Source organism: Phormidesmis sp. 146-12, assembly GCF_052939495.1.
The window spans coordinates 88,956-105,124 of the sequence record NZ_JBJPHS010000014.1 but is presented as its reverse complement, the minus strand read 5'-3'; the positions used below and the strand labels follow the sequence as shown (position 1 = coordinate 105,124).

At 49.8% G+C, this 16,169-nt stretch carries 16 protein-coding genes and 1 pseudogene; 7 read left to right on the top strand and 10 right to left on the bottom strand.

Going from position 1 to position 16,169, the window contains the following annotated elements:
* Positions 1-56: 56 nt before the first annotated feature.
* Both ACKFKF_RS09105 and ACKFKF_RS09100 read left to right on the top strand, forming a co-directional pair.
* Positions 57-458: pseudogene (locus ACKFKF_RS09105) on the top strand (LOG family protein); the annotation flags it as partial.
* A 115-nt stretch (positions 459-573) separates the two neighbouring features.
* Complete coding sequence (locus tag ACKFKF_RS09100) at positions 574-1,470, top strand: class I SAM-dependent methyltransferase (protein ID WP_446867432.1); 897 nt, start codon at positions 574-576, stop codon at positions 1,468-1,470.
* A gap of 346 nt (positions 1,471-1,816) precedes the next feature.
* Here ACKFKF_RS09100 and ACKFKF_RS09095 read toward each other — a convergent pair whose 3' ends face one another.
* Positions 1,817-2,113, bottom strand: coding sequence for a hypothetical protein (locus ACKFKF_RS09095; protein WP_446867431.1), 297 nt, complete (start codon positions 2,111-2,113; stop codon positions 1,817-1,819).
* Between the two features lie 300 nt (positions 2,114-2,413).
* Between ACKFKF_RS09095 and ACKFKF_RS09090 the strand changes: the two genes are divergently transcribed.
* From ACKFKF_RS09090 to ACKFKF_RS09080, 3 genes are all read left to right on the top strand, one after another.
* Complete coding sequence (locus ACKFKF_RS09090) at positions 2,414-2,845, top strand: hypothetical protein (protein WP_446857406.1); 432 nt, start codon at positions 2,414-2,416, stop codon at positions 2,843-2,845.
* 90 nt (positions 2,846-2,935) lie between these two features.
* Positions 2,936-4,237, top strand: coding sequence for an S-layer homology domain-containing protein (locus ACKFKF_RS09085; protein WP_446867430.1), 1,302 nt, complete (start codon positions 2,936-2,938; stop codon positions 4,235-4,237).
* A 102-nt stretch (positions 4,238-4,339) separates the two neighbouring features.
* Positions 4,340-5,506 (top strand): glycosyltransferase, encoded by a 1,167-nt coding sequence (locus tag ACKFKF_RS09080; RefSeq protein ID WP_446867429.1) that lies wholly within the window; start codon positions 4,340-4,342, stop codon positions 5,504-5,506.
* On the opposite strand, the gene ACKFKF_RS09075 is transcribed toward ACKFKF_RS09080, so the two are convergent.
* From ACKFKF_RS09075 to ACKFKF_RS09045, 7 genes are all read right to left on the bottom strand, one after another.
* Positions 5,503-6,420 (bottom strand): NAD(+) kinase, encoded by a 918-nt coding sequence (locus ACKFKF_RS09075; protein WP_446857409.1) that lies wholly within the window; start codon positions 6,418-6,420, stop codon positions 5,503-5,505. The genes ACKFKF_RS09080 and ACKFKF_RS09075 overlap by 4 nt on opposite strands.
* 90 nt (positions 6,421-6,510) lie before the next feature.
* On the bottom strand, positions 6,511-7,302 hold the full coding sequence (locus ACKFKF_RS09070; protein WP_446867428.1) for an Rpn family recombination-promoting nuclease/putative transposase: 792 nt from the start codon (positions 7,300-7,302) through the stop codon (positions 6,511-6,513).
* 102 nt (positions 7,303-7,404) lie between these two features.
* On the bottom strand, positions 7,405-7,710 hold the full coding sequence (nuoK, locus tag ACKFKF_RS09065) for an NADH-quinone oxidoreductase subunit NuoK (RefSeq protein ID WP_446857411.1): 306 nt from the start codon (positions 7,708-7,710) through the stop codon (positions 7,405-7,407).
* 11 nt (positions 7,711-7,721) lie between these two features.
* Complete coding sequence (locus ACKFKF_RS09060; protein WP_446857412.1) at positions 7,722-8,336, bottom strand: NADH-quinone oxidoreductase subunit J; 615 nt, start codon at positions 8,334-8,336, stop codon at positions 7,722-7,724.
* Between the two features lie 56 nt (positions 8,337-8,392).
* Entirely contained in the window at positions 8,393-8,974 is a 582-nt protein-coding gene (gene ndhI, locus ACKFKF_RS09055; protein ID WP_446857413.1) for an NAD(P)H-quinone oxidoreductase subunit I, read from the bottom strand.
* 146 nt (positions 8,975-9,120) lie between these two features.
* Positions 9,121-10,239: an NADH-quinone oxidoreductase subunit NuoH gene (nuoH, locus tag ACKFKF_RS09050; protein WP_446857414.1), complete on the bottom strand. Its 1,119-nt coding sequence runs from the start codon at positions 10,237-10,239 to the stop codon at positions 9,121-9,123.
* A 461-nt stretch (positions 10,240-10,700) separates the two neighbouring features.
* On the bottom strand, positions 10,701-11,837 hold the full coding sequence (locus ACKFKF_RS09045) for a citrate synthase (RefSeq protein WP_446857415.1): 1,137 nt from the start codon (positions 11,835-11,837) through the stop codon (positions 10,701-10,703).
* Positions 11,838-12,179: 342 nt separating this feature from the next.
* On the opposite strand from ACKFKF_RS09045, the gene ACKFKF_RS09040 reads away from it, so the two are divergent.
* Positions 12,180-12,530, top strand: coding sequence for a hypothetical protein (locus tag ACKFKF_RS09040; protein ID WP_446867427.1), 351 nt, complete (start codon positions 12,180-12,182; stop codon positions 12,528-12,530).
* 190 nt (positions 12,531-12,720) lie between these two features.
* Positions 12,721-13,986: a cytosine deaminase gene (gene codA, locus ACKFKF_RS09035; RefSeq protein ID WP_446867426.1), complete on the top strand. Its 1,266-nt coding sequence runs from the start codon at positions 12,721-12,723 to the stop codon at positions 13,984-13,986.
* A 273-nt stretch (positions 13,987-14,259) separates the two neighbouring features.
* Here codA and ACKFKF_RS09030 read toward each other — a convergent pair whose 3' ends face one another.
* Together ACKFKF_RS09030 and ACKFKF_RS09025 are read right to left on the bottom strand one after the other, a co-directional pair.
* The gene (locus ACKFKF_RS09030) at positions 14,260-14,643 is read right to left on the bottom strand and encodes a hypothetical protein (protein ID WP_446857418.1); all 384 of its coding nucleotides are present in this window, start codon (positions 14,641-14,643) and stop codon (positions 14,260-14,262) included.
* A 10-nt stretch (positions 14,644-14,653) separates the two neighbouring features.
* Positions 14,654-16,057: an ammonium transporter gene (locus ACKFKF_RS09025; RefSeq protein WP_446867425.1), complete on the bottom strand. Its 1,404-nt coding sequence runs from the start codon at positions 16,055-16,057 to the stop codon at positions 14,654-14,656.
* Positions 16,058-16,169: the final 112 nt, after the last annotated feature.

The window sequence follows — 16,169 nt, the reverse complement described above, 5'->3', positions numbered from 1 at the left end:
ATCAGTCGGCGAAGCGTCAAGAATCACCGCTCCTTTAGGACGGTGAGTATGTCAATGGAGTCATTCCTAAATTCTTAGTGGACAAAGAACTGGCTCATCAGAATTTGACGGCGCTGCATGTGGTGAACTCAATGCACGATCGCAAAGCCCTGATGGCCCGCCTATCTGACGGATTCATCGCGCTGCCCGGTGGATATGGCACTCTGGAAGAATTCTGCGAAGTGTTGACTTGGGCGCAGTTGGGGCTACATCAAAAACCACACGGACTGCTGAATATCGAAGGCTATTACGATGCGTTGCTGGCCTTCTTTGATCACGCCGTTAATGAGAAACTGGTGCGCTCTATACATCGATCGCTCGTTCTAGAATCCTCTGACCCCCAATCTTTATTAACGCTAATGGAAACCTACAAACCCCAAAGTGTAGCCAAATGGATTACACAAGATACTGAATCTTAAATAGCACGCTCATTACTGGACAGAGTGCTTTTCTAAAACTCGAAAATCTATATTGAGATAGATGAGTTGATGAGATTAAAACGCTAAAAGAATCAAGATGTTTATGGCGATCGCAATGCGAAAGAAGCTGGCGTTAGGCGTATTTGTGGCGTTTTCCTTGCTTACGACCCCACTTATTCACGCTCAGACGACTCCCACACCCGTCCCCATCAAACCGGATGTGCCCTACGTTCCGACTCCCGAATCGGTAGTGATGGAGATGCTAAAAATCGGGAATGTCACCGCTAATGATGTCGTGTATGACCTCGGATCAGGAGATGGCAGATTGGTGATTACTGCCGTACAAAAATTTGGAGCGAAACGCGGCGTTGGGGTTGAGATCAATCCAGGATTAGTCAACAAAAGTAATGAGAATGCAAAACAGGCAGGGGTGAGCGATCGCGTTCAGTTTCTTCAGCAAGACCTATTCAAAACCAACTTTCAAGAAGCTTCTGTCGTAACGCTCTATCTGTTGCCCAAGATTAACTTAGAATTGCGTCCCAAACTTCTGAGCGAACTCAAACCCGGCACTCGCGTTGTCTCTCACGCTTTTGGCATGGGCGATTGGCGACCCGATCGTACCATTCTCGTCCAGGATGGCGGCCGACCGCGCACAATTTTTCTTTGGGTAATTCCAGCAACCGTTTCGGGCACCTGGCAGGGCAGCGTTTCTACTCAATCAGGGTCGCCACAACCCTATCGAGTACAGGTCGATCAGACGTTTCAAAATGTGCGGGCGACGGTTGATTTTGGAGGACAACGAATCAGCATTCCGCGAGTGTTGGTGAATGGCGATCGCATTAGTTTTGAGCAACGTCAACCGATCAACGGACAAGACGTTAACATTCGATTCAACGGTCAAGTGAATGCAGACACGCTCAAAGGAGTTGCGGAAGTGAGAACGGGAAGAGCGATCGCAAATTACAATCTCACAGCTCAGCGCCAACCCATCTCTAAACTTCCAAACAGATAAAAGTTTAATCAGCAACAGATTAGAATGAACATTACCAGTGAACTGATCAACCAATCACATTGATCATCACTACTCACCTGTCGCTAATTCGCTAAGGATCATGAATTTAATAAAACCGAAGACTGCGTAGGGTGTGTTGAGCCACGCGAAACGCACCGATTTCAAACGTTGGCGGTGCGTTGAGCCACGCGAAACGCACCCTACAAGTTCGATGTTGTTTAATCCTCATTTCCAATGATAGTGAATTAAATAAAACCGTTCTCTGTAGAGGTTGAGCCAAAATGTACCGCCAACGTTTGAAGCGAGAGATTTTGAGAGTCGCCCGGTTTTGTTAGCTTTGAGCAGACTACTGTTCCCATTGATCAGGCAGCGTTTTGCCCTGTTTACGCAGTTCTGAATCTCGGTAGAGCCAGTAGAGAATTTGTTCGGAGCGATCGCGCTGTTCTGCTAATTCGTTCAGACGTTGGCTAAACGCCTCGTGCGCTTCAGGGGCGGTTTCTTGAAATGCCTGCTCAAATTGGGCCCGATGTTTTTCTTGAATCATCCGAAACAAAAAGGCATGTTCGTCTTTGTCAGGATCTTCAACCATCCAGCAGTGGTCAATAAGATGCAAAATTTCGTCTCTAGACAGGGGCGGTTTCATGGCGCTTTGAATACAAGATGACGTAAAGGCGGGTAGTCTGCTTTCTTTTAGCGTATCAATTTGGGGCACCCTGATTGTGATTTGAGTTGCAGTTAGACGAGAAAAGTTTTGAGGTTTGGATGACTCTTGGTTGTCATGGCGTGGATTCTCGATCACTCTGCTGCTTGTGTTTACAATTCTCTACATAAGTAGTGATTTTTTTTAATATTTAGAATTGCAAAATATCAAAAAAATAGGTGTCATCATTCGTTAGTTTGAGATTCAGAGAGAACAAATTTTTACCTCAGATCCGAGACAGAAATGAGAATTTGCCTTGAGCGTAAGTTGACTACTTGCCCCGATCAATTAGTTTGCACCGTTTGCCGAGAACCTTTCTTTACAGGCAAAATTCGCACTCTTTTATATAGCGATCGCCGTCTCCTACAAGGAGATATTTGTTCGGTTTGTCTAAAACTCAGTGCAACGGGTATTCGCAAAAAAATGCGAGAACAAGCTAATCTGTTGATGCAACAACCCGCCGCTTGTTTTGTGCAAACCATTCCCTGTCACGATCGTGCAATCGAACTGCTCGAAGCGTCTCAAGAAACCATCAAATTTCCTAACCTTTTGCAATGGTGGCTCAAAAAGCTAGAAATTCTCTCCGAAGAATCTCAAGAACTCGAAGCCGCCCGCTTGAGAGCCAAACGGCGATCGCTTCTCCAAAAGATGCTTGACGACAATCAGCAGACTTGAGAGTAAGAAGGGATGAGGGATGAGGGATGAGGGATGAGGGATGAGGGATGAGGGAGGACTAGAATAGAGAAAGTTGTTGGTCATCCGATCGTGTTGTCTCCCAAACGTCTGACTGCTCTGAGTGTTGCTGCCTTTTTACTGCTCCCTTTGGCGAGTTGTACCAGTCCAGTGAGCAAATCCCTTCAGGATGCGTTGGCGGCTGACCCACGACTCAGAGATAATCCCTCAGTGTTTGGCTCTCCTCAAGCGATACCCAGCCCAATCGCTCAAACTGATCAAGCCCAGCTCCCGGCTGATTTTCCGACTGAGATTCCGCTTTATCCCAATCGCGCCTTACTCGAAGTCAGCCAGCCTGAACAGGGATTTTTAACTCGTTGGAGCAGTCCTGATAGTAGCGATCGCGTCGTCGAGTTCTATCGGCAAGAACTGCAAAAAAATGGTTGGAAACTGGACGGACAGTCGATCGACAAAAACCAAGGTACTTTTGAGGCGAGCCGAGACGGTCTACAAGTGGCGGTAAATGTGCGATCGGGGGAGTTTGAAATTCGCGTCGATCGTCCTTCTACAACGGCTTCTGCTCCTCAGCCTGGGGCTTCTCCGTCCGCTGCTCCCAGTCCGGGCAGTCCTGAGTTTGTTGGCCCGATTCCTTCAGCGGTGCCAGACAATTCACCTGCCGCCCCCACATCTGGAGACTTTACCGACCTCAACAAAGCGCCCAAAGAACTTCAGAAATACGTTCAAGACTTGATCCAGTTGGGCGTTTTAGACTTATCGGCCAACAAATCTGCTTCTAAAGATCAAGGCTTATTTGAACCCAATAAGGTGATTACGCGCCGTGAGTATGCCCGTTGGCTCGTGACAGCCAATAACCGCATTTACGCCAGCCGACCTGCTCGACAAATTCGGTTAGCCGTCGATACGTCTCAGCCTGCCTTTCAGGATGTGGGTCGCAGCGATGCTGACTTTGCCACGATTCAGGGACTTGCTGAGGCTGGGCTGATTCCCAGTTCGCTTTCTGGAGACAGCACAACAGTTTTGTTTCGCCCCAATGCGCCGCTGACCCGCGAAGAAATGATTCTCTGGAAGATGCCCGTTGATATGCGTCAAGCTTTGCCCACGGCGACGATCGAATCCGTCAAACAAACCTGGGGCTTTCAAGATGTCGCCCGCATTGACTCTAGGGCGCTCAGAGCCGTACTCGCCGACTTTCAGAATGGAGACCAGTCCAATTTGCGGCGGGCGTTTGGCTATACGACTTTGTTTCAACCCAAGCGATCGGTGACTCGTGCGGAAGCGGCATCTGTACTGTGGCATTTCGGGTTTCAGGGCGACGGCATTTCGGCTCAAGAGGCTCTAAAGGGCACGCCCCAATCGACAAACGCTAAACCCTGAGCAATTTTGTGAACCGTCTGCAAAACTTGAAACCATTGTTCAGGAACTGAACCCCCAAAGTGGGTAGTCTGAATCGAGTGGAGCGCATCGCTCCCAAAGATTATGCAAATTGGATATGAAATGCAAAACGTCGATCGTATTGCTCTATTGTGCGCTGGCAATCCTGTAGGCGGAGACACTAAAGTTGTTCTCAATCTACTCAAAGGTCTGGCCGAGCGCAACCTTTTTGTGGATTTAGTGCTCGCTTCTGCGGCCGAGCTTGTGGTCGAAAATCTGCCGCCACAGGTGCGCGTCATCGATCTTCAGGTTGTGGCACCGCCTAGAGCCTTGGGCGCTTTTAAGCTGTTGTTGCCGCTAAGTCGCTACCTTCGTCAAGAAAAGCCCAAAGTACTGATCGCCAATCTTAGCTATACGAATGCGATTCCTGTGTTAGCAAAACTGCTGGCGCGCGCTGAGATTCGTCTCATTTTGGTGGAGCATCTGGCCCTGTCCAAAAATCAGAACCGACTCGACGAGCGACGCAGCCAGTTTGTCCCGTTGTTGATGCGATCGCTCTATCCCATGTCCGATGCCGTAGTGGCCGTTTCTCATGGACTGGCCGAGCAGCTACAAGCCGATTTGAAATTGAGAGCCGGGTTACTCAAAGTGATTCGTAATCCGATCGTCGGTCAAACCCTATACGAAAAAGCACAGGAACCTGTCGATCATCCCTGGTTACAGCCTGGACAACCTCCGGTCTTCTTGGGTGTGGGACGACTGGACGCGCAAAAAGACTTTGAGACGTTGATTCGGGCTTTCTCGTGGGTGAAACGCGATCGCCCCGCTCGTCTGATTATTTTGGGTAAAGGCGGACTGAGGGCACCGTTAGCAGCGCTGATTAAACAGTTGGGACTGGAGGCAGATGTTGACTTACCGGGTTTTGAGGCGAATCCCTACAAGTACATGAGGCGGAGCAGTGTGTTTGTGCTGTCGTCTCGCTGGGAAGCGCTGCCCACAGTCTTAATTGAGGCGATGGCCTGTGGCTGTCAGGTGGTTGCAACTAATTGCCCCTATGGCCCCGATGAAATTTTGGCAGGTGGAAGGTTTGGTCAACTGGTGCCGATCGAGAATCCAACAGCCCTGGCAGACGCGATGAAACAAGCGATCGATGCCCCCATCTGTGTCGAGTCGATTCAAAACCAGGCGGCGGAATTTAGCTGCGATCGAGCCGTTTCTCAATACCTGGATCTGATCGAGCAGTCCAAACAACATTGGCTCAAACCTGCTTAATTGCGATGATTGTTGCTGTATCGAATTCTCGCCCCTGCCCATTGCAGCTTTTCTCTCAGCGTCTCAAAGTAAGAGTAGTTTTCTCGCAAGATAATAAACTGAGCATCACAATCAGCCATCCGAATGTCAACCCGCTGACCCGGCCAAATTGTCGTGGCCAAAACGCCGTCCATCCACAGCTTAGTCGTCAAGTCTCGATCAACCAGCGGCCAGATACTCACGACAGACCCCGGAGGCAAAATAATCGGCCGACTCGACAAACTGAGCGGGCAGATGGGCGTGACGGCGATCGCATCCATGCCAGGATGAATAATCGGCCCATTCGCCGCCACTGTGTAGCAGGTTGAACCCGTCGGTGTCGCCACAATCAGCCCATCGCCCTGATATTGATCGACCACTTCGCCATCAATTTCCATTTCCAAAATCGAGGTGATCATGCGATCGGCAGAAGCAGGCTTGACGCACATCTCATTTAAGGCGAGAAAGCGATCGCTCATCGGCTCCAAATTGGTGCGATTGCCCTCAAAAATCATCGCTTGCAGCATCATCCGCCGCTGGACGGCAAAGCGATCGTCTCGCAACCGATCCCACACGGTCTCTGTGTCAAAATCTTCTGACGACTCCGTGAGAAACCCCAAATGTCCGCCGACATTCACCGCCAAAATTGGAATTTTATCCGCCGCTAAATTTCTTGCCGCAGATAGAGCAGTCCCGTCGCCACCCAACACGATCGCCAGGTCGATCGGCGGCTGCACCGATGCCAAAAACACGGGATAAGGATTGTCATTGGCTCCACTTGGCCCCAACAAAACCTGACAATCAAGCTTCTCTAATTGACGAGCGCACTTCTCAGCCCAGCTACGACTCAGAGGATCGCCTGCTTTATGAATGATGATGACCTGCTTTAGCTGCACAGTACTTTAGCTGAGTGTGATCGTTAAACTCTACCCTGTGGTCGTCCGGTCTTCAAAGTCTACCGTCCTTCTTTTTAGGACTGACAACTTTCAGGTGGATTTGGCTTGTAGCTGTCGGACTTGCTCGATCGAGAGTCCTGTAACCTTAACCACGATGTCGATCGTCATTCCCTCATTCAACAGGTTGGTCGCAACTTGCTCCAGCGCTTCTGCCTTGCCTTCTGCCTTGCCTTCTGCCTTGCCTTTTGCTTTGCCTTCTAGAAGAATGTCCTGATAAATGACTGACTCTTGCATAAGTCCTCTCCGCAAAATGGTTTGAATCAAGTCCTTCTCTAATACTAAGCCAGCCAGAATCGCAGTAGAAGCTGCTACATTGTTTTGCATTCGCTGGTCAGAAATGTTTGCAACTGCTTGAGCAACTTCCTGAAGCGTTTGTGCCCGATCGTCTGTCTGACTCAAAACCGCAAACGGCAGCAACCCTGGAGAGTGCAAAAAGACGCTGGTAGGTTGTTCCCAAAGCCGAATCACATCGAATTCGTGAGAAGTCCGTTCGAGGCTAAATCTGGTCTGCTGGACACGTTCTGATGTCGTGGGCTTGAGATAGATTACAACCTGTCGCATCTGTTTGTTGGGAAAGCGACGGTGGACGCGCAGCCGATAGTCAATCATCCGAAAGGGAATCTCAGCCTTGGGCTGGGTCTGAAATTCGGCATGAAGCACGAGGTTGTCTGACTCCAGGAGAATCAATGCGTCTGCTCGAATAGGTTCCGTCGAAAGCTCTGAGGGGCTGAGTTCTGTGAGAGAAATTGGGTCTCCCAAAAGCCAGCTTGCAAAATCGATCGGGAAGGTTTCAACCAAAAATTTGCAAATATTGTCAAACATTCATCGTCCTTTTTGTCCTTTTTAAGGATGACCCCTAAAAAGAAGGGCACAATCGCTTGCACCCTTCATTCTCAGAATTTTATTGTTTGGGCAATCCAACGCTTACCACTTGAGTAGATTGAATTGCTCCATATCCACGGTGTCGCGGTTGCGGTAGATAGCCAAGACGATCGCCAACCCAACCGCCGCTTCTGCTGCTGCGATCGTGATCACAAAAATGGTGAAAATCTGTCCCTTAATTGTGTCTGGGTCGAGGTAGTTAGAAAACGCCATCAGATTAAGATTGACTGCATTCAGCATTAGCTCGATCGACATCAAGACGCGCACCGCATTTCGACTCGTAATCAGCCCATAGATGCCAATACAGAAAAGTGCTGCTGCAATCAGCAAAAAGTATTGAAGTTGCATAGTTTTGCTTCCTACTGAATAGTGCCATCGCTGCGGCCGGTGGTCATTAACTCGCGAGGGCGTTCTGGCAAGGTGAGGGCTTCAGTGCCATCCGCATCCAGCGTTGCTTCGGGTAGAAACTCGCGACGTGCCAGCACCACTGCACCAATCAGCGCCATCAGCAACAGCACCGAAGCCAACTCAAACGGCAGCAAGAAATCGCTGAAGAGATGTAGAGCGATCTTGACGATCGACGCATCCCCCGCAGGCATCGCTGTCGAGATCGCCCAGGGAGTCGTGACGACCATCGTCCCCAGTAGCGCAAAAATGCCCACACAAACAACAGCCGTCGCCACCTGACGAATCCAAATTCTCGGCACCGTCACAAAGTCTTGTCGCTTGTTCACCAGCATGATGGCAAACAAAATCAGCACGTTGACCGCACCGACATAGATGAGAATCTGAGCCGCCGCCACAAAGTCAGCATTGAGCAACAGATAAAGCCCTGAGATGCTAATAAACACGCCAGCCAGCAAAAAAGCTGAATAAACCACGTTATTTAACAGCACTACGCCAAAGGCCGACCCCAGCATCATCACTGCCAGAATCCCAAAGGAAACAATTTGAACCCCTTCTGCCAAATTCACGATTTCTAACTCCTTGTTGAGCAGCAGTTGGCAACTAGCTCATCGCCAATTGCCTGCTATTTTTCTGATTCCAAGATTTCTTCTGGGGTTTTGCCCGATCGCCGCACATCAGCGGGAAGGTCGTGAGGATCAAGCACCCCTTTGGGCAAGTAAACCAGTTCGCGCAGCGGCGTGACCATTGGATCATCCGTCACCTTGTAGGGCAGACGGCCCAGTGCCACGTTGTCGTAATTGAGTTCGTGGCGATCGTAGGTCGATAGCTCATATTCCTCGGTCATCGACAAGCAGTTCGTGGGGCAATATTCGACACAGTTGCCGCAAAAAATACAGACTCCAAAATCGATGCTGTAGTGGTTGAGCTTTTTCTTCTTCGTTTCTTTGTTAAATTCCCAATCCACCACAGGCAGATTGATCGGACAAACGCGGACACAGACTTCACAAGAGATGCACTTGTCAAACTCAAAGTGAATCCGCCCTCGAAACCGCTCAGAAGGAATCAACTTTTCGTAGGGATATTGCACAGTAATCGGGCGGCGGCGCATGTGATCAAAGGTGACAGATAGCCCCTGACCAATATATTTTCCCGCCTGAACTGCCTCTTTGGTATAGTCACTAACCTGTTTAAGAAACTTAAGCATGAGTGTTCTCCAGAAGGGATGAGGGATGAGGGATGAGGGATGAACCGGACACGGGGGGTTAGAGAAGTGGCTGAACCTCTGAACAACCTGAAAGTCAGAACTCAGACTCAAAACTCTTTCATCCTTCATCCCTCATCCCTAATTTTCTAGCCTCCAAAAGCGGAGGGAAATGCCAACTTCAACCCTGCGGTGAGGAGCAGATTCACCAGGGAGACGGGCAACAAAAACTTCCAACCTAAGTCTAACAATTGGTCAATCCGTACACGCGGCACTGTCCAACGCAAGAGAACTGCCAAGAAGAGCAGAAAATAGGCTTTGAGCAAGGTGGTGACGATGCCCAGGGTGCCCGTCAAAACTTGGAGCCAGGGGGTGTTTTCGCTAACTCCGATCGCACTCGCAATCACGCTCACCGACACAGGAAATTCCCAGCCGCCGAGATAGAGAACGGCGAACAGCAAGGCAGATAGCACCAGATTGACGTAAGAAGCGATGTAGAAGAGGGCAAACTTCATGCCAGAGTATTCGGTCTGATAGCCTGCGACCAATTCTTCTTCGGCTTCTGGGAGGTCAAAGGGAATGCGTTCACATTCGGCAAGGGCGGAGATCCAAAAAATCAGAAAGCCCACGGGTTGTCGCCAGATGTTCCAGCCGAGGATGCCGTAGCCAGATTGCTGCTGCACAATGTCAATCGTGCTTAGAGAGTTAGACATCATGACGATCGCCAAGACGGATAGCGCCAGGGGCAACTCATAGCTGATCGATTGGGCTGCCGCTCTCAACCCCCCCAACAGGGAGTATTTGTTGTTGGAGGCATAGCCGGACATCAGCAGACCGATCGGTGCGACGCTAGACAGAGCAATCCACAGAAAGATTCCAGTGCCCACGTCGGTCATGACGATGTTTTCGCCAAACGGGACAATCAGATACGACAAAAACACAGGCAAAACGACAATCACTGGGCCAAGGAGGAACAGCAACGAGTCAGCCTTTGCCGGGACGGTATCTTCTTTAAAGACCAGCTTTAGCCCGTCTGCAAGCGGAGCCAATATCCCTAACGGCCCGATGAATTCTGGCCCGATCCGCTGTTGTGCGGCGGCTGAGATTTTTCGTTCGAGCCAAACCATCGTGAATACACCCAGGGTGGCCACGATCAGCATGACTACCATTGGCAGAGGCATCCAAAGGGCTTTAGCAGCTCCCGGTGGAATGCCAAATCCTTTAACGGATTCAATAAAAGTTCCTTGAAGGTCAATTCCTGGGTTCATGTTTCCCAATCCGCATCAAGTCATCAAACGAGTCGTCGCCAGCCGATCCTTTCAGATGAAGGTTTTTGACGACCTTAACGCCTATCAGTATATCTTTACTCTGGGAACGGAACCGGATCAAAGTCCTGAATTTCTGAGCTTTTTGCCTATCAAAGTATCCAATGAGAGGGATTGACTGAAGTGAATGGTTGGGAAGCGATCTATCGACTCTGAGGAATGGAGCAGGTGAATAATCCTCGGAAGTCTCTTTGAGCTACTCACAAGTGGTCAATTTCCCGTTCTCTAGATAGAACTCCATAGGATCCCTTAGACAGCCGTATCCCTACAGACTTTCCATAAAAGAAGCCCCCAGAAGCAAGATTCCTGAGGGCTGGAGTTCCTGAAAATCGTCACGTTGTTATGTTTGCAAGGGATCGGGAATTGCACAAGAGGGGTGACACCCTTCATACCGTACTTACGGACTAGCGATCGTCAATCTCAATGTAAGGCGAGGAGTGCAATCCGGTGTAAATCTGAGTTGGCCGAAAGATGCGATTTTCGCCCAGTTGTTCGCGCCAGTGAGCCAGCCAGCCAGCCGCACGAGAAATCGCAAACACAGGCGTAAACAGGTCTGTAGGAATTCCTAACTTGCGATACACCAGTCCAGAATAAAAATCAACGTTGGGATAAATGCCTTTGTGGCCCAATTTTTCTTCGACGGCGCGTTCTAGCTCAGTGGCGATATCGTAGTATTTGTCGTGACCAAATTTCTCAAAAAGTTGTTCGGCAAGCTGCTGCAAAATAGTGGCTCTGGGATCTTTAACTTTGTAAACTCGATGCCCAAATCCCATAATTTTAGATTTGCGTTCTAGAAGGCCGTCTAAGTAGGGGCGGACATTCTCAACAGAGCCGATTTCTTCGAGCATCTCGATCACTTCCTCAGAGGCTCCGCCATGTAGCGGGCCAGCCAGCGTACCGACCGCCGAGGCCACGACTGCATAGGGATCAGTCAGCGTAGAAGCAGTGACCATTGCCGAAAAGGTTGAGGCGTTGATCGTGTGTTCTGCGTGAAGAATCAGTGCAACTTCAAAAATTCGCGCCGCAAAAGGGTCAGGTTCTTTCTCGTTGAGCATGTAGAGAAAGTTGGCGGCGTAGCCCAGATCGTCACGAGGCTGTACTGGATCGTTGCCCTTTCGCATCAGTTGGAAGGCGGCGACCATTGTAGGAATCTTGGCCAAAAGCCGAACGACTGCTGCCCGAATGTAGGTCGGATCATCCAGGGCGCGACGTGAGTAAAATAGGCCCAAGGCTGCCGCACAAGCCTGAAGTGCATCCATCGGGTGACCGCTTTCGGGAAAGCACTTCATCATGTCTCGAATGCGATATTTGAGCCGCCGATGATAGCGGATTTCGTGCTTAAACTCTTCTAGCTCGTCTTGGGTTGGCAATTCTTTCCAGATCAAGAGATAGGCTGTTTCCAGGAAAGTGCTTTTGGCTGCAAGTTCCTGAATGGGGATGCCGCGATATTCCAGGATGCCTTTTTGCCCATCGACAAAGCTGATGCCGGATTGGGTGACTGGAACGCCCTCTAGACCTGCCCGATATTCATAGACAGTCATTAGTTCAGTTCGCCGTTTTCTTACAGTTGGTCTGAAGCTAACTTATCAGATTTGATAGAGCAGATTGTATTGTTTGGCTCAGAGTTGAATTTTTGAGGGAATTAGCGCGTACGCCCTTCTTCTTGTCGCCGCTAACACACTTCTGTCTCCAATCGGCCCCATTTGATATATCAATCTGTTAATGTTTGCACTTTTTCATAAAAGATAATACTATCAACTTATAAAGCTTTACACCTTGACTTAAGTTGCATTTACCCCACAGCCAACTGACTCCTGATATGCCTGGATACGTAACAGGCGGGAGTTGATTGGCTATTTTTGTACCCTCTCGTAAGGAGTTATATGCCCCACCGACATTCTCAACGTAAGCCTCAATCTTCAGATGTTCGCAGTCGATCGCGCCAAGAAGGCCATCACTCTCACAGCTACAACCCTCACACCAACCTGACGAAGCTAATCGAGCAAGATTCGCCGCTTCAAACCCACAGTCAATTGGTGCTGATGTATGGCCCTTTTCAAACCGAAATGTTACCTGAAGCGGGTCAGGGCGTTGCGTCCTGGATCAAAGACTGTCTTCGTAAACATGGACTGCCGAGCTTAGTGCGGTTTGACTATCGTCGTCGCGCTCAGATCTTTCGCCGCGACCAGTTTCAGCCCTGGTTAGAGCCACTGATGGAACGGCAGAGTTATTAAAGGCTGATTGAATTGTGACAGTGACTCAAGTTTGAAGCTTTGGAACGCGCAAACCTCAGATTGCTTCTCATCCAGTCCTTTAGTTTTTGCTACTGCAATTCACTTTCAAGAATGCAGAATTGGGCACCTTTTTGCGCCGTAAACTTCCGCTAGAGTGGATGAAACGATCGCTTCAAAAGGTGCCTGATTTATGTCTGATCAGCTTTACGATATTGTTCTGCGGCAGGGTCGATTGTTGGGTGCTGTCGATCGCGTTGAGCAAGTCGATGTCGCGATCCAGAATGGCAAAATTGTGGCGGTTGCCCCTTTTATTGAGGGAGCGGCTGTTTTGGAGTTGAACGTTGCCAATCAGCTAGTCAGTCCGCCTTTTGTCGAGTCCCACATTCATCTTGACTCAGCCCTGACCGCTGGAAACCCTCGCTGGAATCAAAGCGGCACCCTGTTTGAAGGAATCGAGATCTGGCGAGAGTATAAGCAAAATCTGTCGTTGGATAACGTCAAGCAACGGGCGATCGCCACGCTCAAACAGCAGGCCGCGCAAGGGGTTCTCTTTGTCCGCAGTCACGCCGATGTGAGCGAGTCGAGTCTGACCGCCCTGCAAGCTTTGTTAGAAGTTCGGGAAGAAGTCAAAGATTGGATGACGCTGCAAGTCGTAGCCTTTCCTCAAGACGGCATTTATGGAGGGGCTAAAAATGAGTCGCTGATTGAGGAAGCGATGAAAATGGGAACCGATGTCGTTGGCGGCATTCCCCATTACGAACTGACTCGCGAAGATGGGGTGCGATCGGTGCATCGGATTTTTGAACTGGCGGAACAGTACGATCGCTTAATTGACATTCACTGTGATGAGATTGACGATGATCAGTCCCGGTTTTTAGAAGTGGTGGCGGCCTGTGCGATGCGTCAAGAGATGGGTTTGCGGGTGACGGCGAGCCATACGACAGCGTTTGGGTCTTACAACAATGCTTACGCCTTCAAGCTGATGGGCTTTTTGCAGCGCACTGCGATCAATTTCATCGCTAACCCTTTGATCAACATTACATTACAGGGTCGAACGGATACCTATCCCAAGCGTCGAGGTGTGACGAGGGTTAAAGAACTCTGGCAACAAGGGCTGAATGTCAGTCTAGGTCATGACTGTGTACAAGATCCCTGGTATTCGCTTGGTACGGGAAACATGCTGGATGTCGCGTCGATGGCGGTTCACGTTTGTCAGATGACTGGAATGTCTGAGATTGAGGCTTGTTATAACATGGTGACGTGGCACGGGGCAAAAACGCTGCATGTTGAAGACCAGTATGGCGTTGAGGTGGGCAAGCCTGCCAATTTGATTGTATTGGATGCCGACGATCGCTACGATGCCATTCGTCGCCGCGCTACCGTCCAATATGTGATCTCAAACGGCAAGCTATTGGCCCAGACAGAACCTCCTAAAATTCAATGGAAAGGCGTGTAGGGGAAAAATGTAGAAGCGATCGTCTAAATTTAGACAGCCCTCAGCTTGATGAAAATGCTCTGCTGCGGTTGCAAATTCGGGAGAGCAAGCTAAATCCCCCACAAGTGCTTGTCATTACCAACATCTTTCAGGCATGGGGGAGTCCCCAAGCTAAGTCCTGTAAGTAGGGGACTTTGAACTGGAATCCTTGTCTTAAAGTCTCCCACAATGGGGGGTTGGGGGGCAGAAGCGCTTGACAACGCAGCGAAAAAACTTTATCGAACTGACGCTACGTTAACGACGCAGATTGGATTTCCGCTTTCTCGATCGCCGCCGTCCGATCGTCGTTCCGGTTCCCAATAACCCTAGCATCGCCAAAGGTTGCCAGTTTGCTTGCATTTCAGATCTGACGCGACGATCAGCCGTAGTCGAATCTTTGGCAGTCTGAACCCAGGAACTGATCATCGACCCCACACTGGCCAAAACGAGAATACTCAAAATCGCCGGATTTTTGGATTTTGACCCATCTTGCATGGTGAAGGAGGCATAGATGAAATAGAGCGAAATCGCCACAGAAATCAGCAGCAAAATCCCAATCATCGTCGGATTGTTGGCAAACGTGTAAATCGGCCCCTTGGTCTCAGAAAACTCTTTGAAGGTCGAGAATGGACTTGGCATGATGATTCTCCTATTCGGCGGATAGTTTGGGCGTGGCGATCGGAACCGTTTCACTCGTGCTGGCAAGATGAGAAACTAGAGACATTGAGGCATATTCTGGGTAACCTTCAACCCCCAAGTCAGCGAGATCCAGCCCCATGATCTCCTCTTCTCGCGACACGCGCAGCAGGTTAAATTTCTTTAAGAGCCAGCTTGTCCCGTAGCCCGGAATAAAGCCCAAAACAATGGTGCAAATCAGCGTGCCCACGACCTGACCCCCCAAATTAATCGATGGAATGCCTTCGCCCTGCGGATAGCCATTGGCTGCGATTCCAACCGCGACGGCACCAAACACCCCGCAAAATCCATGCACCCCCACCGCACCGACGGCATCATCAATGCCCATCTTCTCGATCGAAATGATCATCTTCGGCATACAAAACGCAGCGATAAACGCCAGCACAATCACAAGAGCAGGGTGATACAGATCCATGCCTGCCCCAGTTGCGATGATGCCCGCCAGTCCGCCTGAAATTGTGAAAAACGGGTCGCCCTTTGAGGAAACGTAAGCGCCCACCAGTCCTGCCGCCAGCGCCATTGTGGTACTGACTCCCACCGAAGCTAGTGTCATCGGCGTTCCGTAAATTGTGGTTTCTCTGGCGTACCCTGGCAAAAAGATCAGACAGGCGGCAAGAAAGGCGTAGAAGCCCACAAAAATTAGCATCAAGCCCACCATCGTCAGTGGCAAATTGTGAGGCAAGATCGGGCGCGGTTTGCCATTTTCATCGTACTTGCCCACTCTGGCCCCCAGATTTAACAGCACGCCTAATGTAAAGAAACCCGACACGCCATGTACCACACCTGCACAGCCAAAATCGTGATAGCCCAGCTTGGTAAACATCCACCCATAAGCGTTCCAGCCCCAGGCAGCGGCGACGACCCAGGTAAAGCCTCCCAGGACGATCGACAGCACCAGATAAGCGCCAATCTTGACCCGCTCAATCAACGCGCCTGACAAAATCGATGCTGTCGTCATGGCAAACAGCGCAAAGGCAAAGAAGAAAACGCCCGTAATGTGATCGCTGGTATTGGGCCCCAAAGCAGGCGACCAGGGGTAAGACGCATCTACATAAACCATTGCGGCTTTGATCGTTTCGCTCTGCTCAGGATTTGTCCACGGGCCCAGAATGCCACCCGTAACGGGGAAAAATGGAAAAGCGTTGTAAACCCACCAGCCAAAAAAGAAAAACGCTAACCCAACACTCGCCAGCGTCAGCAGGTTTTTGACCATTGTGGCCAGCACATTTTTGGTGCGCGAGGCTCCTCCTTCATAAGCAAGAAAGCCTGCGTGGATCAGCAGCATAAAAACCGAAGCCCAATAGTAAAAGGACTCCGAAGTAAACGTTCCGAGAAATTGTTGCGCTTCTGGAGACATAAACTTTACATCCGGGGTAAGAACACTATTTGCAATCTCAAACAACAAACCTGAACCAAACCTAAAGAGAAGTTAAACCCGACTTGTTATAACAAATGGTATTCAAATTGAC

Excerpts from the sequence above, each read along its gene's own strand:
- nuoH (WP_446857414.1), bottom strand. The coding sequence starts at position 10,239 with ATGAACCCAGGAATTGACCTTCAAGGAACTTTTATTGAATCCGTTAAA.
- nuoK (WP_446857411.1), bottom strand. The coding sequence starts at position 7,710 with ATGCAACTTCAATACTTTTTGCTGATTGCAGCAGCACTTTTCTGTATT.
- ACKFKF_RS09100 (WP_446867432.1), top strand. The coding sequence starts at position 574 with ATGCGAAAGAAGCTGGCGTTAGGCGTATTTGTGGCGTTTTCCTTGCTT.
- ACKFKF_RS09045 (WP_446857415.1), bottom strand. The coding sequence starts at position 11,837 with ATGACTGTCTATGAATATCGGGCAGGTCTAGAGGGCGTTCCAGTCACC.
- ACKFKF_RS09025 (WP_446867425.1), bottom strand. The coding sequence starts at position 16,057 with ATGTCTCCAGAAGCGCAACAATTTCTCGGAACGTTTACTTCGGAGTCC.
- ACKFKF_RS09090 (WP_446857406.1), top strand. The coding sequence starts at position 2,414 with ATGAGAATTTGCCTTGAGCGTAAGTTGACTACTTGCCCCGATCAATTA.
- ACKFKF_RS09080 (WP_446867429.1), top strand. The coding sequence starts at position 4,340 with ATGCAAATTGGATATGAAATGCAAAACGTCGATCGTATTGCTCTATTG.
- ACKFKF_RS09030 (WP_446857418.1), bottom strand. The coding sequence starts at position 14,643 with ATGCCAAGTCCATTCTCGACCTTCAAAGAGTTTTCTGAGACCAAGGGG.
- ACKFKF_RS09070 (WP_446867428.1), bottom strand. The coding sequence starts at position 7,302 with ATGTTTGACAATATTTGCAAATTTTTGGTTGAAACCTTCCCGATCGAT.
- ACKFKF_RS09095 (WP_446867431.1), bottom strand. The coding sequence starts at position 2,113 with ATGAAACCGCCCCTGTCTAGAGACGAAATTTTGCATCTTATTGACCAC.
- ACKFKF_RS09040 (WP_446867427.1), top strand. The coding sequence starts at position 12,180 with ATGCCCCACCGACATTCTCAACGTAAGCCTCAATCTTCAGATGTTCGC.
- ndhI (WP_446857413.1), bottom strand. The coding sequence starts at position 8,974 with ATGCTTAAGTTTCTTAAACAGGTTAGTGACTATACCAAAGAGGCAGTT.
- codA (WP_446867426.1), top strand. The coding sequence starts at position 12,721 with ATGTCTGATCAGCTTTACGATATTGTTCTGCGGCAGGGTCGATTGTTG.